The sequence below is a fragment of the Desulfovibrio sp. 7SRBS1 genome, assembly GCF_049723905.1.
Taxonomy (GTDB): domain Bacteria; phylum Desulfobacterota; class Desulfovibrionia; order Desulfovibrionales; family Desulfovibrionaceae.
Window position 1 is genome coordinate 3,896,967 of the sequence record NZ_JBJKFD010000001.1, and the last position, 17,377, is coordinate 3,914,343.

General features: G+C 56.9%; 12 protein-coding genes. 10 read left to right on the forward strand and 2 right to left on the reverse strand.

The genetic code is table 11. The features are described from left to right. Positions 1 to 298 precede the first annotated feature (298 nt). Positions 299 to 1,987 carry a flagellar filament capping protein FliD gene (gene fliD / locus ACI0FJ_RS17245; protein ID WP_424305411.1) on the forward strand — a complete coding sequence of 563 codons (1,689 nt, stop codon included), beginning with the start codon at positions 299 to 301 and terminating at the stop codon, positions 1,985 to 1,987. A gap of 16 nt (positions 1,988 to 2,003) precedes the next feature. After that, positions 2,004 to 2,768, forward strand: coding sequence for a flagellar export chaperone FliS (gene fliS / locus ACI0FJ_RS17250; protein ID WP_424305413.1), 765 nt, complete (start codon positions 2,004 to 2,006; stop codon positions 2,766 to 2,768). Between the two features lie 332 nt (positions 2,769 to 3,100). Here fliS and ACI0FJ_RS17255 read toward each other — a convergent pair whose 3' ends face one another. Then, a complete protein-coding gene (locus tag ACI0FJ_RS17255; protein ID WP_424305415.1) occupies positions 3,101 to 4,753 on the reverse strand; it encodes a SidJ-related pseudokinase in 1,653 nt (550 codons plus the stop codon). A gap of 186 nt (positions 4,754 to 4,939) precedes the next feature. Between ACI0FJ_RS17255 and ACI0FJ_RS17260 the strand changes: the two genes are divergently transcribed. Beyond that, positions 4,940 to 7,081, forward strand: a complete 2,142-nt coding sequence (locus tag ACI0FJ_RS17260) for a methyl-accepting chemotaxis protein (RefSeq protein ID WP_424305417.1) — start codon at positions 4,940 to 4,942, stop codon at positions 7,079 to 7,081. A gap of 321 nt (positions 7,082 to 7,402) precedes the next feature. Further along, positions 7,403 to 9,547, forward strand: a complete 2,145-nt coding sequence (locus tag ACI0FJ_RS17265; RefSeq protein ID WP_424305419.1) for a methyl-accepting chemotaxis protein — start codon at positions 7,403 to 7,405, stop codon at positions 9,545 to 9,547. A 99-nt stretch (positions 9,548 to 9,646) separates the two neighbouring features. Here the strand turns inward: ACI0FJ_RS17265 and ACI0FJ_RS17270 are convergent, their stop codons facing one another. Continuing rightward, on the reverse strand, positions 9,647 to 10,522 hold the full coding sequence (locus tag ACI0FJ_RS17270; RefSeq protein WP_424305420.1) for a flagellin: 876 nt from the start codon (positions 10,520 to 10,522) through the stop codon (positions 9,647 to 9,649). Positions 10,523 to 10,872: 350 nt separating this feature from the next. On the opposite strand from ACI0FJ_RS17270, the gene ACI0FJ_RS17275 reads away from it, so the two are divergent. The 6 genes from ACI0FJ_RS17275 to ACI0FJ_RS17300 all read left to right on the forward strand — a co-directional run bounded on the left by ACI0FJ_RS17275 (position 10,873) and on the right by ACI0FJ_RS17300 (position 17,321). Continuing rightward, positions 10,873 to 11,748, forward strand: coding sequence for a nitrilase-related carbon-nitrogen hydrolase (locus tag ACI0FJ_RS17275; RefSeq protein WP_424305422.1), 876 nt, complete (start codon positions 10,873 to 10,875; stop codon positions 11,746 to 11,748). Positions 11,749 to 11,996: 248 nt separating this feature from the next. After that, complete coding sequence (locus tag ACI0FJ_RS17280; protein WP_424305424.1) at positions 11,997 to 13,505, forward strand: YIP1 family protein; 1,509 nt, start codon at positions 11,997 to 11,999, stop codon at positions 13,503 to 13,505. Between the two features lie 108 nt (positions 13,506 to 13,613). Further along, positions 13,614 to 13,922, forward strand: coding sequence for a hypothetical protein (locus tag ACI0FJ_RS17285; protein ID WP_424305426.1), 309 nt, complete (start codon positions 13,614 to 13,616; stop codon positions 13,920 to 13,922). 33 nt (positions 13,923 to 13,955) lie between these two features. Further along, entirely contained in the window at positions 13,956 to 14,753 is a 798-nt protein-coding gene (locus ACI0FJ_RS17290; RefSeq protein ID WP_424305428.1) for a hypothetical protein, read from the forward strand. 413 nt (positions 14,754 to 15,166) lie between these two features. After that, positions 15,167 to 16,474: an EAL and HDOD domain-containing protein gene (locus tag ACI0FJ_RS17295; RefSeq protein ID WP_424305430.1), complete on the forward strand. Its 1,308-nt coding sequence runs from the start codon at positions 15,167 to 15,169 to the stop codon at positions 16,472 to 16,474. Positions 16,475 to 16,529: 55 nt separating this feature from the next. Beyond that, entirely contained in the window at positions 16,530 to 17,321 is a 792-nt protein-coding gene (locus ACI0FJ_RS17300; protein ID WP_424305432.1) for a 4Fe-4S binding protein, read from the forward strand. Positions 17,322 to 17,377: the final 56 nt, after the last annotated feature.

Consider the following 17,377-nt stretch of genomic DNA (forward strand, 5'->3'; position numbering starts at 1 on the left):
TTTTTTTATCAGCCGTCTTGCTTCCTGAAAACGTCCTCATCCTGCCGGATGACGTAATATTTCTATTTTTTCAGTCCCTGCCGTTTCGCCTCATTCCGACAAAATTACCAGTAGGCCGTAAATAAATTTCATATGTTGCCGATAAGATAGGTATGGAAATCATTCACTTCTCGCGCAAAACGCGCCCTGAGCGGCTTCCGACAGGAGGCCACGCTGGAGTGAACAGGTTGGCATGTATTGTGCTTTCCATCCAGGTGCAAGGTTCCGTTAGGAAATTAATGCCTGGGAGACAAACGTAATGAGCAACGATCTGGGTAGCGATCAGATTTCTGGAGGTATCCACTTTACGGGGCTTGGTTCCGGAACGGACTTCGATTCCATTACCGAGCAGCTCCTCAAGGTTGAGGGCATCCAGAAGAAACGCATGGAAACGTGGCGTGCTTCTTGGGAAACCAAGATGAAGGCCTTCGACGAGCTCAACACCACCATGGTGGAGTTGAAAAGTACCCTGCAGAAATTGGATACTCCTGAAGAATTTGTGGAGAAGGCGGTTTCGTCCACAAGCAGCACTGCGCTTTCGGCCACAGCCGACGCCGATGCCATGGAAGGTTCGCATTCCATCGTCATCGGTTTGCTGGCGGAAAACGAAGTGCGGATCAGTGCGAATTACTATACTGCGGAAGATGCGATCTTGACCTCCAACGGCGGCCAGTTCGTCTATACCTACGACGGCAATACCGTGACCGTGGACGTTGCTTCCAATACGACTCTTGAAGGCCTTGCCAACCTCATTACCCGAGATAGCGACAACCCCGGCATACGGGCGGAAGTCGTGAAAATGGCCGACGATGTCTACAGGCTCAGAATTCTCGGGATGGACCTTGGCAGCGACCATGAGATTTCCATTGATGGTTCGACGACCCTGACGGGCTTCACTTCCGACGCCGTCCCCCGAATGAAGACGGCGCACGACGCTTTGGTGAATGTGGACGGCATCAACTATCTGCGTGATACCAACTACATTACCGACATTATTCCAGGGGTTAAGCTGACCCTGAAAAAAGCGGACGTGGGCGAGACGATCAACATTACGATCACTCAGGATAAGGAAACCATCAAGGAGAACATCAAGGCCTTTGTGGACAAGGTGAATGAGATACGAACGGCCCTTCAGAAGTTGACGGAGGTTGACAAGACGACGGGCAAGGGAAGTTTGCTGACAGGCAACTATGGCCTGCAGATGATTGAAAGCAAGCTTGAAAACGTTACAGCAGTGTCTGCAATTGGTTTTCTGCCGTGGGATAAATCCACCGGACAGGGAGACTACTACTCTACGCTCGCCCAGCTCGGTATACTTACCGATGCCGATTCCGGTTCCGCCACCAAAGGCTTGCTGGTTATTGATGAGGAAAAGCTCAAAGATGCACTGGACAACCACCTCGACGCTGTAGCCGATCTTTTTTCCGCCAATTACGAAGGCGTCAGCGATTCGGACAAGTTCATCTTTGGTTCATTGATCAAAGGCACCACCCAGGCCGGATCCTATGATGTCCGTTTTTCCATCTCGGGTGGAGTTATGCAAAGCGGAGCCACCATTGGCGGTTACCCTGCAACGTACGATTCCAGCACCAAGGAACTGACTGCTGCGGATGGACCGGCCAAAGGTATGTCCATCCGGATAACAGACTTTTCCGACACGACCGACTATAAGGGAACCATCCGGGTCAAGCTCGGCAAGGTTGGCGAGATGGTTGAAACTCTTGGTGAGATGACCAACGAGAACGACGGAACCCTTAAGGTACTGGAAGACAACTATCAGGACATCATTGATGGCATTGATAAAAAGATAGACCGTGAAGAACGCCGCCTCTCCTCTATGGAGAAAACCCTCAAGATGAAATGGGCGCGGCTGGAAACAACGCTGGGCAAGTACAACAGCATACTGACACAGCTGCAAAGCCAGATTTCTCAATTGACCAAAGGATAACCCCGGGGGATGATTTATGAATAATGCTGCCCAAAAATATTTGCAGACTCAGGTTGCAACAACCACACCGGCGGATATTCTGATTCTGCTGTATGACGGGGCCATCAAGTTTCTCAAAAGGGCTAAAATCAAAATTCAGGAAGGTGATGTCAAGGAAAAGGGGATTTTGATTGCCAAGGCCCTGGATATCATCAACGAACTGCAGTGCAGTCTGAACAAGGATAAGGGCGGCGCGCTGGCCGATAATCTGAACAACCTGTATTTCTACTGCAGTGCCCAACTTCTTACGGCAAACCTGAAGCTGGATACGGAACTTGTGGACAGGGTCATAAAAATTCTTGGAGAATTGCGTTCCGCATTTAACGAAATCAAGGGGACCGCTCCCATGCCCGAAGCAGCACATCCGGCCAGGGGCATGGTCTCTCCCGGCCGTGGTCCTGCGCCCGGTTCGTTTAAGACCGGCCTGGGGCAAACCGGCTTTGGGAAACCCATGGCAGCTCCGCAGAGCAGCCCGGCCTCTCCGTTGCAGACGGCACAGCCGGTCCAGCCCCGTCAACCAAGCCAGCCAAGTACGGCAATCAGCCAACCGGCACCCGTTCCACCTTCTGCCCAACAGTCGGCAGCCGGACAGCCCGTACCCGCAGCGCAAGCCCAGGGAACGGAACAAAGACAGGATAACCCCGCTTCTTCGCAACCGGCAGAGGCATCCCAGCCGGTTCCGCCAGCGTCCGTTCATAACTTCCGGGTTAAGCGGGGGATGGCGGCGTATATGAAATCTTAGGGGTTAGGCTGCTGAAAAAAGCACGATAGCTTCGTTAGTTCCTGCCAATGGAGGAGCTGAAAATGGCCGAATAACTTCGTTGCCGCACAGAATTCAAATCCTCGCGTACAGAAGAGTACGCGTCGGCCTTGAATTCTGCTTGCGCCTCGTTCTCTGCCATTTTGAACTCCTCGCAGAGTGAGTCTGGTACAGAAAAGTCAAAAGAGCACAGCAGTATTATTCGTAAAAAAATTAAGGCCGATGCGTAGATCTATGCATCGGCCATTTATTGCTCTCTTGTACGCACGTTTTTTTGTGATTTTCTCTTGGGTTTCCCCTGTCCCGACGGGTATCTAGTCCTTTGAAGCTGCTCGTAACGTACGTTCGGACGTCGATTCTTTCCATACTCGGTCCAGTTCGGTCATTACATCGGGGATGTTGACGGCTGCGTAGCGTCCGGCGCAGGCCAGCCCCACGGACGAAGCCGTGAACTCCACCAGTTCCGGAAGCGAGATGGGGCGGTTGAAGCCGCCCAGGTGGGGGCCTGTCAGGATGGTCACGTCCTCTTCACCCCGCTGCATTGCGTCGATCTGTTTCCTGGAAAATCCCCGGCTGGTCAGAAAATCGGCAAATTCCAGGTCCGTCATTTCCATCTGGTCGTCCACCCGCAACTCTTCGGCCATGTGCCGGTCCACGCCCATTTCATCTATCATGCGGCTGCACAGTCCCGGCAGGTCGAAGCCGGAAGGAAAGGGAATGTCGTGTTGGGTGAATCCCTTGTAAAATCCCTGGTGAATAGCCTTTATCGCCTTTTGCAGCAGGTCGGCATCAAACAGGTGGCGGGCGTCCACCGGGCTTCCATCGTCATTCTGTCCGACGAGCCTGGGATTTTTCGCCCGAAAATAGCTTCCCGACACCAGCAGCAGGCTGAGCATGGCCGTTCCCATGGCATGGTACAGGCTGATGCCCTGCCCCCGGTGGGGTTCGATGTGTTCAAAGTCGCGCAGCCCCGACGCGCCGAAGTTGGGATGTCGGCATGAAGCCAGCCACTGGTCGAGCCTGCCCAGACGATGCCATTGGTAGGCCCCGGCGTCCCTGCGCCGTCCCTGCTGCACCCGGTTGTGAAACAGGGGGATGGGGGCGGTGTGGGTCAGCCCCAAAGACATGAGTCTGCCCATATGCCGGGCGTTCCGCCCCATGATTTCAAGAAATTCGGAAGGCCCCGGCAGCCTGCCTGGGCTCTCGTCGTTGGGATAGGAAAAATAATTCTTGCCTGCCGCATAACATAGTACCCAGCCCTCTGGGTGAAGTGCCTTTCCTGTGGTGCCCGGTAATACCCGTACAATATCCAGCGGTACGGGAATCCCCATGGTCCCGGAAAAACTGTCGGACATGGCATGCAGCCGTTCCATCCAGGCCGCCTCGCGGCGCAGGCAGTCCACGGATTCCCCGGCGCGCAGAAATTTAAAGGCCAGCAGTTCATCCGGTTTCCAGTTGTGCGCAACCATCAGGGTTCTGCCCAGCCATTCGGAATTGTCGGCGTTGCCCTGGTGGCGGGCGATCAATTCGGACAGGGAACATTGCGCAAGGGGGGAAAGCGGGTAGGGACGGCAGTCCGTGCATTCCGGCAGGCCCATGTCCAGCTCTCCCAAAACCCGGGCCACGGCCAGCCGCACTCCTACGGTTCCCCCAAAACAGGAGCGCAGCAGGGTTTTCAGGGCCAGCCGGGAAATTTTTTCCGAAGCGTCGGGGTGCAGAAAAACACACAGCCCCTGGGCTGCTTCGCGGTAGACATAGCGCGCATTCTTTTGCCGGTCGTGTTCGGCGGTTTCCAGAACGCGGGCAAACGCGGCAACATATTTTTCGGGGTGGTCGCTGTCCGGCCCGGCTTCGCGCGCCAGTTCGCGGACCCGAAGGTAGGTTACCGTGAAATCAAGCCCGGTAACGGTAAAGCGCCCGTCCGGCGGCTTGAAAACACGGTCGTAAAGTTCTGCTCTGCCATTCATGGACCCCGGCTACACCAAAGATACACCCCATGCCAGAACTAATTCCCGCTACGGCCCATTAAAAAAGGAAAAGTGTGGTTGAAGTCTTGGAAAAATGCAGCCAATATAAGGCATCTTACTGGAGTTGCTCATCCGGATGGGATTTGGCTGTACCGGGAAAACGTCAAACCGAGAAGAGGCTAGCAAATGTATCATCTTCCTTCCATCCGAGTGAAAATCGGTGTGTACTCGGGTGTTCTTCTTTTGTTGTCCATGTTGGCAGTCATTGGATACGCAACCTATGTAGCCCGCCAGGAGGCTTTGCAAAACGCAGTGCATCAGGCTCGGGATGCCACCGTGGTCGAGTCGCTGCAAATCAGGGTCCGCTTTGAGGCGGGGTTGGACGCAGCCCGTGCCACGGCTGCGGCATTTGAGGGAATAAGGAATATTCAGTCCCAGCCTTCTCGTGAGGTCGGCACGCAGATTCTCAAAAATGTCGCATCCAGTTCCGATGACTTTCTCGGTGCCTGGACCACTTGGGAACCGAACGCATACGACGGCAAAGATGCCGAGTTTGTAGGCACCAAGGGGCACGACGCCACCGGGCGCTTTCTTCCGTATTGGAACAAGGTCGGCGGTATGCATCTGGAACCGTGCAACTCGTACGACAGTCCGGGGAATGACGACTGGTACAAGAAACCCAGGGACAGCGGCCAGGAAATGGTCATGGAGCCCTACAGCTACGATATTGGCGGCAAGATGACCATGGTCGTCAGTCTGGCCGTGCCTGTGAAAGTAAAGGGGAAAAGTGCCGGGGTTGTGGGCGTGGATCTGGGAGCTGGTTTTCTCCAGAAACTCAGCGATTCCATGACCGTGTTTGACGGCAAGGCCCGTCTGGTCCTGTTCAGTCCGCAAGGTGTCATTGCCGCCATGACGGGGCGCGCCGATCTGGCGGGCAAGCCGCTTTCCGAAGGCATTGCCGATGCCGACCAGATGCTCAAGACCGTAGAAAACAATGAGGAATTTCAGGATTTCTCCGATGGCGCCTTGCGTCTGGTGCTGCCCATGAGTTTTGGCAAGGCCGATCAGGTGTGGGGAATCGCCATTTTTGTTCCCGAAGGGATAATCTTTGCCCATGCCAGCGAAATGGCCTGGAACCTGTCTCTTATCGGTCTGCTGTGTCTGGCTGTCGCCCTGGTGATTCTGATATTTCTGGCAACCGTTCTTTCGCGCCCCATCCGCGAAACCGCAGGAGCCATCCACAATATTGCCGAAGGGAATTTGGATATTCGGCTTGAGCCGCGCGGGCGGGACGAAGTGGCGGCCATGCAGGAAGCCGTCAATATCATGGCTGGCAGGCTCAAGGACAATATCGAGGAAATCGAGACCCAGAACCGGTTGGCGCAGGAAAAGACTCTTCAGGCGGAAGAGGCGACAAAAGCCGCCGAAGAGGCACGGCAGATGGCCGAAAAGGCCAGAAGCGAGGGCATGCTCCAGGCCGCCCATAAGTTGGAGCGCATTGTGGAAGGCGTTTCGGGTGCTTCCGGGGATATTTCCCGGCAGGCCGCGGATGTCCTGTCCGGCTCCGAGCACCAGAAGGACCGCATAACCCAGACCGCCACGGCCATGGAAGAAATGAACGCCACGGTGCTGGAAGTGGCCAGAAGCGCAGGAGAGGCCGCGGAACAGGCCCGGCAGGACAAGGAAAACGCCGAGGAAGGTTCCAGTGTGGTCAACCACACCGTTACGGCCATTGCCGGGGTGCAGAAAAAGGCCGAATCCCTCAAGGAGAATATGAATTCCCTGGGCGTACAGGCCGAATCCATCGGCAACATCATGACCGTTATCGATGACATTGCCGACCAGACCAACCTGCTGGCGCTCAATGCAGCCATTGAGGCCGCTCGTGCCGGTGATGCCGGACGTGGATTTGCCGTGGTTGCCGACGAAGTGCGCAAACTCGCGGAAAAGACCATGAATGCCACCAAGGAAGTGGGCGATTCCATCCGTTCCATTCAGAGCGGCACGCAGTCCAATATCGAGGCCATGGACACGGTGGTTTCCGACATTGAAGAGGTGGCGGAATTCTCCCAGCGGTCGGGCAAGGTGCTGGAAAACATCGTGGAGGGAGCGGGGATCTCCGCCGGACGCATTCAGAGCATTGCCACGGCGGCCGAAGAGCAGTCGGCCACGTCCGAGGAAATCAACCAGTCCTTGGAAGAGATCAACTCGATTGCCGGCGAGACAGCCGCAGCCGTGGCTGAAACCGCCGAGGCTTCCGAGGGCCTGGCGAAACAGGCGGCGGAGCTGCAAAAGCTGATCGAGGAGCTCAAAAGAGAAGCCGAATAAAAGAATTGCAAAAATATAAGCGGGTTGAGACCGCACAAAAAAGGAAAGCATGCATGTGCTTTCCTTTTTTTATTGCTGGGAAGGGGGCAAAGGCTGCGGATGCAAAATTTTGATTGTTTGTCTTGGAAAGAGAGAAAAGAGAAAGGTGGTTCGCATATGCGAACCTTTGATGTGCTCGCTTCTGTTGGTTGACCATATAAACGAGTGTGGCTAGCTGGTTTTGATCTTTCAAGAAGGTGTATTTTTACGAACTTGTAATTGTTTTTTCCTATCTGTTTATCGAACATTATATGCAGACCGGAACGAAAGGGGATTTGGCGCATGTATACGCTTCCATCCGTAAGATCAAAGATTGTATGCTATGCAGGCACGCTGCTCGTGTTGGCCATGCTGGCTCTCATTGGTTACGCCGTTCATATCACCCAGGGCACGGCCTTTGAAAATGCCATGCGGACCGCCAGAAATGCGGCGGAGATAGAGGCATTGCGCGTGAAAGTGCGTTTTGAAGGGGGCCTGGATGCGGCCCGAACCATGTCCAACACGTTCGGAGCTATCAAGAAAGCCTCTCCCGAGCCTTCCCGCAAGGAAGTCATGGAGATCCTCAAGCAGGTCATACAGCAGCAAAAAGACTTTTTCGGCTCTTGGTGCGTGTGGGAACCGGATGCCTTTGACGGCAACGATGCCGCTTTTTCCGGACAGCCGGGACATACCGGGACCGGTCGTTTCGTCCCCTATTGGAACAAGGTGGGCGGACTGCATATGGAAGGAACCGGCGATACCCTGGACAAGCCGGGGCAGGATGGTTGGTATACGGGACCGCGTGATTCCGGGAAGGAAACCGTTCTTGAGCCCTCCGTCTATGAAATAAACGGGGAAAAAACCATGGTCGCCAGCCTGGCCGTTCCCATCCGTGCCGGAGGAAAGGTTGTAGGGCTTGTGGGTGTGGATCTGAGCGCCGGATTCCTCCAGCACATTACCGACAGCATTGAGAGCTTTGGGGGCAAGGCCTCCATGATCATGTTCAGCGACTCCGGGGCCGTGGCCGCGGCAACCGGACACAGCGAGGCGGCAGGAAAGCCTCTTGCCGACCTTACCACCCATGCCCGGGAGATGCAGGACTCCGTGAAACGAAACAAGGAGTACCATGTCTTTGCCGACGGGGCCTTGTCGGTGGTCGTGCCGCTCTCTTTTGGAAAATCCCCGCAGGTTTGGGGCGTTGCGGTTTCGGTTCCCGAAGACGTGATCATGGCGGACGCCAGAAGTCTGGCCTTCCGGCTGACCCTCATCGGCGGTTTATGTCTTGTCCTTGCCCTTGGCGTCATGTTTTTCCTTGCCACTGTGCTTGCCCGTCCCATTCGCGAGACGGCAGGAGCGGTCAACAGCATTGCCGATGGCAATCTGGATGTGCGCCTGACGCCCAAAGGGCGTGACGAAGTGGCGGCCATGCAGGATGCTGTCAATGTCATGGCAGGCAGGCTCAAGGACAATATCGGGGAAATCGAGACCCAGAACAAGCTGGCCCAGGAAAAGACCCTGCAGGCGGAGCAGGCCATGCAGGCCGCGGAAGAGGCCCGGCAAATGGCCGAGCAGGCCAGAAGCCAGGGAATGCTCCATGCTGCCCAGCGGCTGGAAAGCATTGTCGGAGAATTGTCCGGCGCGTCCAATGAAATTTCCAGCCAGGCTGCCGAGGTCCAGTCCGGATCGGAACAGCAGAGGGACCGCATCACGCGTACAGCCACGGCCATGGAAGAAATGAGCGCCACGGTTCTGGAAGTGGCCAAAAGCGCCAGCCAGGCTGCCGAGCAGGCCCAGCAGGACCGGGAAAACGCCCAGGAAGGCTCCGAGGTGGTCCATCATACCGTCACGGCCATTACGGGCGTGCAGGAAAAGGCCGAATTGCTGAAGGAAAACATGAATTCCCTTGGCGAACAGGCTGAATCCATCGGCAACATTATGACTGTTATCGACGATATTGCCGACCAGACCAACCTGCTGGCACTCAATGCCGCCATCGAGGCCGCCCGTGCCGGTGATGCCGGACGTGGATTTGCCGTGGTTGCCGACGAGGTCCGCAAACTGGCGGAAAAGACCATGAATGCCACCAAGGAAGTGGGGGCGTCCATCCGTACCATTCAGGACGGAACCCATTCCAATATCAAGGCCATGGATACCGTGGTGCAGGATATTGAAGAGGTGGCCGGGCTTTCCAAGAGTTCCGGCAAGGTGCTCGAAGAGATCGTGGCCGGAGCCGAAGTTTCGGCCGGGCGTATCCAGAGCATTGCCACGGCTGCCGAAGAGCAGTCGGCCACTACCGAGGAGATCAACCGCTCCGTGGATGAGATCAATGTGATTGCGGGCGAGACGGCATCTGCCATTGCGGAAACCGCACAGGCCTCCGACGGTCTGGCCCGGCAGGCTACCGAGCTGAAGCAGCTTATAGATGAGTTGAAAGCCGAGGCCTGCTAGGTAGGTTGTCCAACTACCGCCACCCATGCACAAACAAAAGCCCCGCTGCCGCATATATGCGACGGCGGGGCTTTTTTTAACTGTCAGAGCCCTACGGACTTAGGCGCCAATAAGCTGCATGGCCATTCTGGGCAGGCTGTTGGCCTGGGAAAGCATGGCGGTAGCGGACTGGCTGAGGATCTGGTTGCGGACAAACTGGGTCATTTCCGTGGCAACATCCACATCGGAAATCTGAGATTCTGCGGCCTGCAGGTTTTCAGACTGAATCTGGAGGTTGGTGACGGTGTTTTCCAGGCGGTTCTGCATTGCACCCAGGTTTGCGCGGATCTTGTCCTTGGACACGATGGCGGCATTGATCTTGTCGAGCGCCCCCTGCGCCAGCGCCTGAGTGGAGATGGAGTTGCTGGCAGCCATGCCGACGCCCAGGGCGGAAGCCGTGGCATTGCCGATCTCGACGTGGTAGTAGTCTTCCGACGAATCGTTGCCGGAACCGAAGTGGACCTTCAGCTTACCGGTGGAAACCAGCCCCGAGCCGCTGTGCGTGCCGGACAGGTTGCCGTTGAGCAGATAGATGCCGTTGAAGTCCGTCGCGTTGGCGATTCGGGTGATTTCCGAAGCCATTGCCTGGTATTCGGAGTCGATGATGCCGCGCTGTGTGGAGTTGTAGGTACCGGTCGAAGCCTGTTCGGCCAGTTCCTTCATGCGGATGAGCTTTTCGTCGATAACGCCGAGAGCGCCGTCCGCGGTTTGGATCATGGAAATTGCGTCGTTGGCATTGCGGACGCCCTGTGCGGTGGATGCGATATCGGCCCGCATAAGTTCGCGAATAGCCAGACCGGCGGCATCATCAGCAGACGAGGTGATGCGAAGACCGGACGACAGGCGGTTGGTGGACTTGCTCAATGCGCTGTACGCAGTGTTCAAGTTACGGGTCGCCGTCATTGCCATCAAGTTGTGGTTGATTACCAGAGACATTGCCGTTCCTCCTTGAAATAAAGTGGCTTCCTTGCCAGTGGAATTGTGTCCGGCCGTTTCCCCGGGGGCCTTTGAAATGTCCTCCCGGCCGGGCAAAAATTCCGCCTTATGTTCTTACTGATCGACCGCTCAAGCGAATTTCTTTAGGGACGTTTGAAATTTTTGAAAAATTAATTTGAATGTCCCAATCCGCGGCAGCTTGCCCAGACTCAATGACCAGGGCCGCAGCCTTACCGGCAAAGGGCGGCTTGACGCGCAAGGACCGGGACGGTACTTGCCCTAAAGTCGACATTCAGGCAGGACCTCGATGATCCGGACGTTCATTCCAAGACCAAACAGGATGGAAAATCATGCAGTTAGGAGTCTGTCAGACCCCGGTTCTGACGTCGCTTGAAACTGTTCGCGAATATATTGATGCTGCCGCGTCGGCCGTACCGACAGCCATGAACACCCCTGGCATCCCCGGCACCCCCGGCACACCGGACGCAGCAAGTACACCCGGTGGCCCCACTCCCGGCCTGCTACTTTTCCCCGAACTTTTTTTCGGCGGGTTCGATTACGCAAATATCGCACTGTGGGCATCCCGCGCTGGCGAGCTGAGAAACATATTTCAAGAGTGTGCCGATGCCCACGGCGTTGCACTGGCGGCCACGCTCATGGAACCCGCCGGTGAGTCTGCTCCCTCTGCACAGGGGCCGTTCAATTCCCTCTATTTTTTCGCGCCCCGGCAGAACGGCATCCCCGCGGGCGGGCAGCGCATCTACAGCAAAATCCATCTTTTCCCGGCAGGCGAGCATATCCATTTTCAGCCCGGCAGGCCCGAATTCTCGCCCGTTACCTGGGAGGGTGTGCCCATAGGCGGCTGCATCTGCTACGATCTTCGTTTTCCTGAAATTTTTCGTACCCAGGCCTCTGCCGCCCCGGATATTTTTGTGGTGGCCGGGCAGTGGCCCGCCTCCCGCGTGGCGCATTGGCAGATTCTTCTGCGGGCCCGCGCCGTGGAAAATCAATGCTATGTATTGGCCTGCAACGGGGTGGGGCCGTCGTCCCTGGGAATCCTCGGCGGCCACTCCTGCCTTGTGAATCCGCAGGGGGACGTGGTTTTCGAGCTGAACAGCGAAGCGGGTTCCGCCTGGGGGGCGTACAATGCCGACGCCGTGGCCCAGGCCCGCAAGCTGGTTGCCTCGCGCACCAGCCCGGTTTTGGAAGTGCGGCCCCGTTCTTGATCTGTTACGGTCCGCAGGCTAGATTGGTTGCGGAACACAACGGTTCCGTCAACGGCTTCGGCCGGATGCACACGCCGCGATATCCCCATGGGGGGCGCGCCGAGGCGTGAAAAAAAGACGAGACTATCCGAGGCTGTCCGGCCTGGTTCCACCACTCCGGACGGTAAAGCAACGAACCGGCGTGGCCGACGGAATGCGCAAACGCGTTTCCAACGCCGCCGGGGAACACCAACACGGGAAATGTTTGCATGAAGATTACCTGCCCTGAATGCGGCTTCAGCCGCGAGGTGCCGGAAGACAAGATACCTTCCTCCGCACTGCGGGCCACCTGCCCCAAGTGCGGTGTCAAATTCACCTTTCGCAGGCCCGAACCCGAGTTTATTTTGGACGATGGCGATCCCGCCGAACCGGAAACCACTTCGGCCTGGGAAAAGCCGTATGAGGCCGCCCGCCCCGCCCGTCCCGCCGAACCTGCAGAACAGGGCCAGCAGGCCGCAGACCGGGAAGAGGAAGCCGGCAGTGCAGAACATGGGGACGATGCCGAATACGAATCCGCCTACGCCCGCCATTTGCGGAAGCTGAAAGAAAAGGGGGCCGCCCACGGTTCTCCCGTGGATCTGCTCGACGAGACGGTCAGTGAACGCAGGGTTGCTTCTCCGGAAGCGGACGAATCTACCGAGGTTTCGGAAGAGGGCCATTCCCAACAGGAGGAGTCCCGGAACTCTGGGGCCTCCGGGGGAAACGGCTTTTCCAGAATCACCCAGGGGCTCGATCCGCTGGACTCCGGAAAAGGGGACAGGCAGGGCCAGTCCGGCCAGTCCGGCCAGTCCGGCCAGTCGGGAAAGTCGGGAAAGTCCGGAAGGTCCGGACAATCCAGTCAGGCGCGCGCTGCACAGGAAGATTCCCAGCCCGATAAACCTGCCAACGGCACCCCCGCCAACGGTAATCCTGAAGACATCTGGCAGAAGCTGGAATCCATGGACATGCCCGGTGAGGATGGCGACACTCCCTCCTGGCAGGGGAAGGCATCGCAGCATACTGCTGCTGGGCAGGAGCGGGGCCGCGCGCACGACCGTGGCTACGAACAGGGCAACAGGCAGCAGGCTGATTCGCCTTCTGCGCACGGCAGCCAGGATACCCCTGTTGTGGACGTGCCCTGGGAGCAATTGAACCGTTTCGGATTTTTCAACGGCCTGTTCCAGACCATCAAGCGGATCATGTTTTCGCCCTGGCTGTTTTTTGAAACAATGCCCGTGCGGGGCGGCATGCTGCGTCCTCTCATCTTCTACATGCTGATCTATCTGTTCGAGACCTTGTGCCAGTACGCCTGGGATACCGCCGGGTTCAGCACCGCGTCGCTGTTCAACGGGCCGGATATGATGGGCGAGGAAACGTTTTTACCTGCCAACATGGAAGCCCAGCTGCTGCTGTTCGTCTACCCTATCATTTTTGCCGGACTGCTGTTTGTGGGGGCCGGAATAAACCATCTTTTCCTGCTGGCGGTGCAGTCGGGAAAGGCCGGGTTTGAAGGCACGTTCCGGGCGCTGGCCTACAGCAGCGCGCCCATGGTGCTTTCGGTCATTCCGGTGGTCGGGCCGCTTCTCGGCGCGGTCTGGAGTTTCGCCATCACATTCATTGCCTTTAAAAATGTGCACAAGACGACTTTTGTGCGGGTTATCATTGCGTTTATGCTTCCCCTTGTTATTCTGGTGGGCATGTCTTTGCTGGTGGCAGTGGGGGCGAATCATTCGGTATGACACTTGCAATAACTCCTGGCAGGTAACACCTCCGGCTTCGTGCCGGAAAAGCGGGCGCAGACTATGTGGACATGGTTGCGAAAGCTCTGGAAAGGGCGGGAAAAGGCTGTGGAATCAGCTCCTTCCGGCACGGACGGTGATCAGTCGAAACCGGTTGACGTTCTGACCCAGGCCGGAGAAATCGTGGAATTGTCCCGATTGGCGGAAATGCTGCATCCGGAAGATGACGAATTTCTGACGCGCATACGTCGCATCCGTTCGGAAATGAGCGAGTTGCAGAAGCTGGCTGCACGTCCGGAATTCCGCAAAATCTCCGGGGAACGGCTGCGCAACCTGGACAAGGGCATGGCCCTGGCCCGCAAGCAGTTGCTGGATGTCGTCAGGCATGCGCCTGCCCCTACGTCCACGCTGCAATAGGCGGTGTTGCCACAACACACCAGGAGATTTCGTATGCGCCGTTGTGCAGTTGTTGTTTTGTTTGTTGTGGCCGCAGGGCTGGCCCTGTTGTCGGGCTGTACCCATGTGGAACCCGGACTGGGCGGCACATCCATAGTGGACCTGGACCAGACGTCGGTGCTGAGCGCCCCGGCCTGGTACGTCCATCCCACGGATTTTCCCAAAGCCCCCCTGAACGCCCTGTTCATTCCCCTGGTCGTCACCGCCGATGTTGCCAACCAGCGTCTGGCAGGCAACGAGGTGATGCGCGCCGTCTGGCAGACATGGATGGGCATGGAGGTCTTTCAGGGGCAGGACTTTGACTCTACCGCATATTACCGCGACGCCAGATCGGCAGTCATCCTGGGGCGCAAGGCCGGGGCCGACCTCGTCGTCACCGGGGAGATCAGCTATTACCTGCCCGGCGCCCAGGGCTCCGATTCCGCCATCTCCCTTCGGCTGGACGTGTACGACACCCGTACCGGCAAGCTTATCTGGTCCGGTTCGCAGGCGGGGCGGCTGGAATACATCATGGACAAGGACTACGTGGTCTTCAAACGCAAGATACGCATGCCCGACAGCCCCATGCATGCCCTGGTCTCGTCCATTGCCCGCAGTTTGGGAACGCCGGTTCACGCCTGGACGCACCGCTACCTGCAGCCCGTAACGCCGGAACAGCCCCGGCCGGACAGCCAGCAGGAACAGCAGGTGCCCGGACATACCCCGCCCCCCAATGCTTCTGGTCCCGATGCGTCCGGCCCTAATGTTTCCGGCCCCAATGTTTCTGGACAGGCACCTGCCGGGACAATGTAGCCTTTGCCGCATGATGGGGCCTGCCAAAAAAATGAAGTGTGTGCCCCATGCTATTTCCTCCCCTTTAAGGATTGTATGATCCTTGGAGGGGATTTTTTTGCCTCGGTGCCCACAGAAAAGTCGTTAAAATTGGGAAAGAGTTGTTTTATCGTGTATTTTCAGTTAGATGTGGATGCGCTGTAGGTGCGAACCAGGCCCCGATTGCCCCAATGTATTGGTTGCCTGATGTCCTGGCCGCGTACGTGCTTGCCCAGAGCTCCGGCGCGGGAAGCCGCTGCAGTCCTGGTGTCCTGGCCGGGTCGGGGGGTGCGGGGCGGGATGAACGGATTGCAGGTTTGCCATTTCCTTTGGGAGAGGATAAAAAAGCGTACAAGAGCCAGTGAAACCGTAACAAATAGTTGCCTGAGGCCTGCATGACTGAAACGCCTCTGTATGAAGACATTTTTATTGCCCGCCAGCCGATATTCGACGGCGCTCTCAAATTGTGGGGATACGAGCTGCTCTACCGGGATAGCGGGACCGCACAAAGTGCTGATTTCAGCGACGGGCTGGCCGCTACAATGGAAGTCATTGCCAATGCGACGCTCTGTCCGGATTCCGGTTTCGACCTGGCCAAGGTGATGATCAATTTTCCGGAGCGGGCCATTCTTTCGGGCATGCCCAGAGCGCTTCCGCCTGCCAGCACGGTGATTCAGCTGAGCGAAACCAGCGAGGCCTCGGATATTCTGCTCGACTGCCTGCGCAAGCTCAAGTTTGAAGGCTATACCATTGCCATAGACGACTACGAAGCCCGGCCCGGCCGGGTGGCTCTGGTGGGGCTGGCCGATATCGTCATCATGGATATTTCCACCCGTCCCATGGCGGACGTCGCGCTCTTCATAAAAGAGCTGCGGGCCGCGCGTCCCGACGGACTGCGCTTTTTGGCAAAGAAAATCGAGGACCACGACAGGCAGCGGGTGGCCAAACGGCTTGGCTTTGATTTTTTCCAGGGATTTTTCTTTCAAAAGCCCAAAACCGTGGCCGGACGCAAAATTTCCACCAACGAAATCACCCGTCTCAGGCTCTTCGATATCATCGAGCAGGACGAGCCCGACTTTGAATCCCTGGCCAAGCATATCGAGTCTGATGTTTCCATCAGCTACAGGCTGCTGACCTTTCTCAATTCGGCAGCCTTCAGTTTTGCCACGGAGATCCGCTCCATTCGTCAGGCCGTGGTTCTGGCCGGATGGGTGCAAATACGCAACTGGCTGCGGCTTATCATCCTGACAGACCTGGCTCCTTCGGACAAAACCATGGAGCTTGTCTACCGTTCCACGCAGCGGGCCCGGTTTCTGGAAAGTGCGGCCGCACTTACTCCGTACAGCACCCGAAAGGACGAGTTGTTCCTGATGGGGCTGTTCTCGCTGCTGGAAGGGCTTTTGGACACGGAAATGTCCGCCATTGTGGACCATCTTCCGTTGCCTGCGGATGTTACCGGAGCCTTGCAGGGCGAGGACAATGAATTTTATTTTTGGCTTCGTCTGCTTAGTGAGATTGAAACCGCCGCCTGGGACCAGACCCGCGACACTGCCGTGCTGCTGGGGCTTGATCCTGTAAAGATTCCGAGCATCTATCAGGAATCCATCGGCTGGGCCAACTCCTTTTTCAATCCGCCTCCTCCTTCCGAAGAAGAGGAGGAGAGCGCCGAAGACGACTCCGATTCCGACTCTGAAGATTCCTGAAGCTCAGCCATTTGTGGCTTCTACTTTCCCTTCTACAAAAGCACAGGAGAGAGTTATGATCTGCAATCCACATTCTATGATTTGTTTTTCCCCCACAGATACCACACGGCAGGTGCTTCAATCCATAAGCCAGGGTCTTGGCTCGAATACCGGAGAACAGTTCGATATCACCAAAGGCGCTGGCGAACGTCTTTTTTCCGCGTCGGACCTGGTGCTGATAGGTGCGCCTGTGTACGCGGGAAGGGTGGCCCCACTGGCGCTGGAACGGCTGAAGAATTTCAAGGGCACGAATACCCCGGCGGTTTTGGTTGTTTTGTACGGCAACCGCGCGTTTGAAGACGCCTTGCTGGAAATGAAGGATTGGGCCGTGGAGGCCGGATTCGTGCCTGTTGCGGGTGCCGCCTTTATTGGCGAGCATTCGTACTCTACGGAAAAATCTCCCATTGCCGTGGGGCGTCCCGACCGGGAAGACCTGGACCAGGCCCGTGCCTTTGGGGAAGCCGTGCGCGGCAAGCTGCTGATGCTGGATACTCTTGAGGAGCTTGTTCCCCTGGAAGTGCCGGGCAACAGCCCCTACCGCGAGGTTGTGCACAGTGCTCCGGTTGCCCCGGCTGTTTCGGACGATTGCACCGCCTGCGGCGTGTGTGCGGATTCCTGCCCCAGCGGGGCCATTACCATTACGGAAACCACATCCACCACAGAGGCGGCAAAGTGTATCCGTTGCTGTGCCTGTATACGGGTGTGCCCTGAAAATGCCCGGCAGCTGAACGCTCCCAACGTATTAAAGGCCAGAGACTTTCTGGTATCCAAACATAGTGATCGCAAGATTCCGGAATCCTTTATTTAGTCCGGAATTTTCGCAGCGTACAGGTCTTGGGCCTGAAAAAGAAAACGCATGGCGGT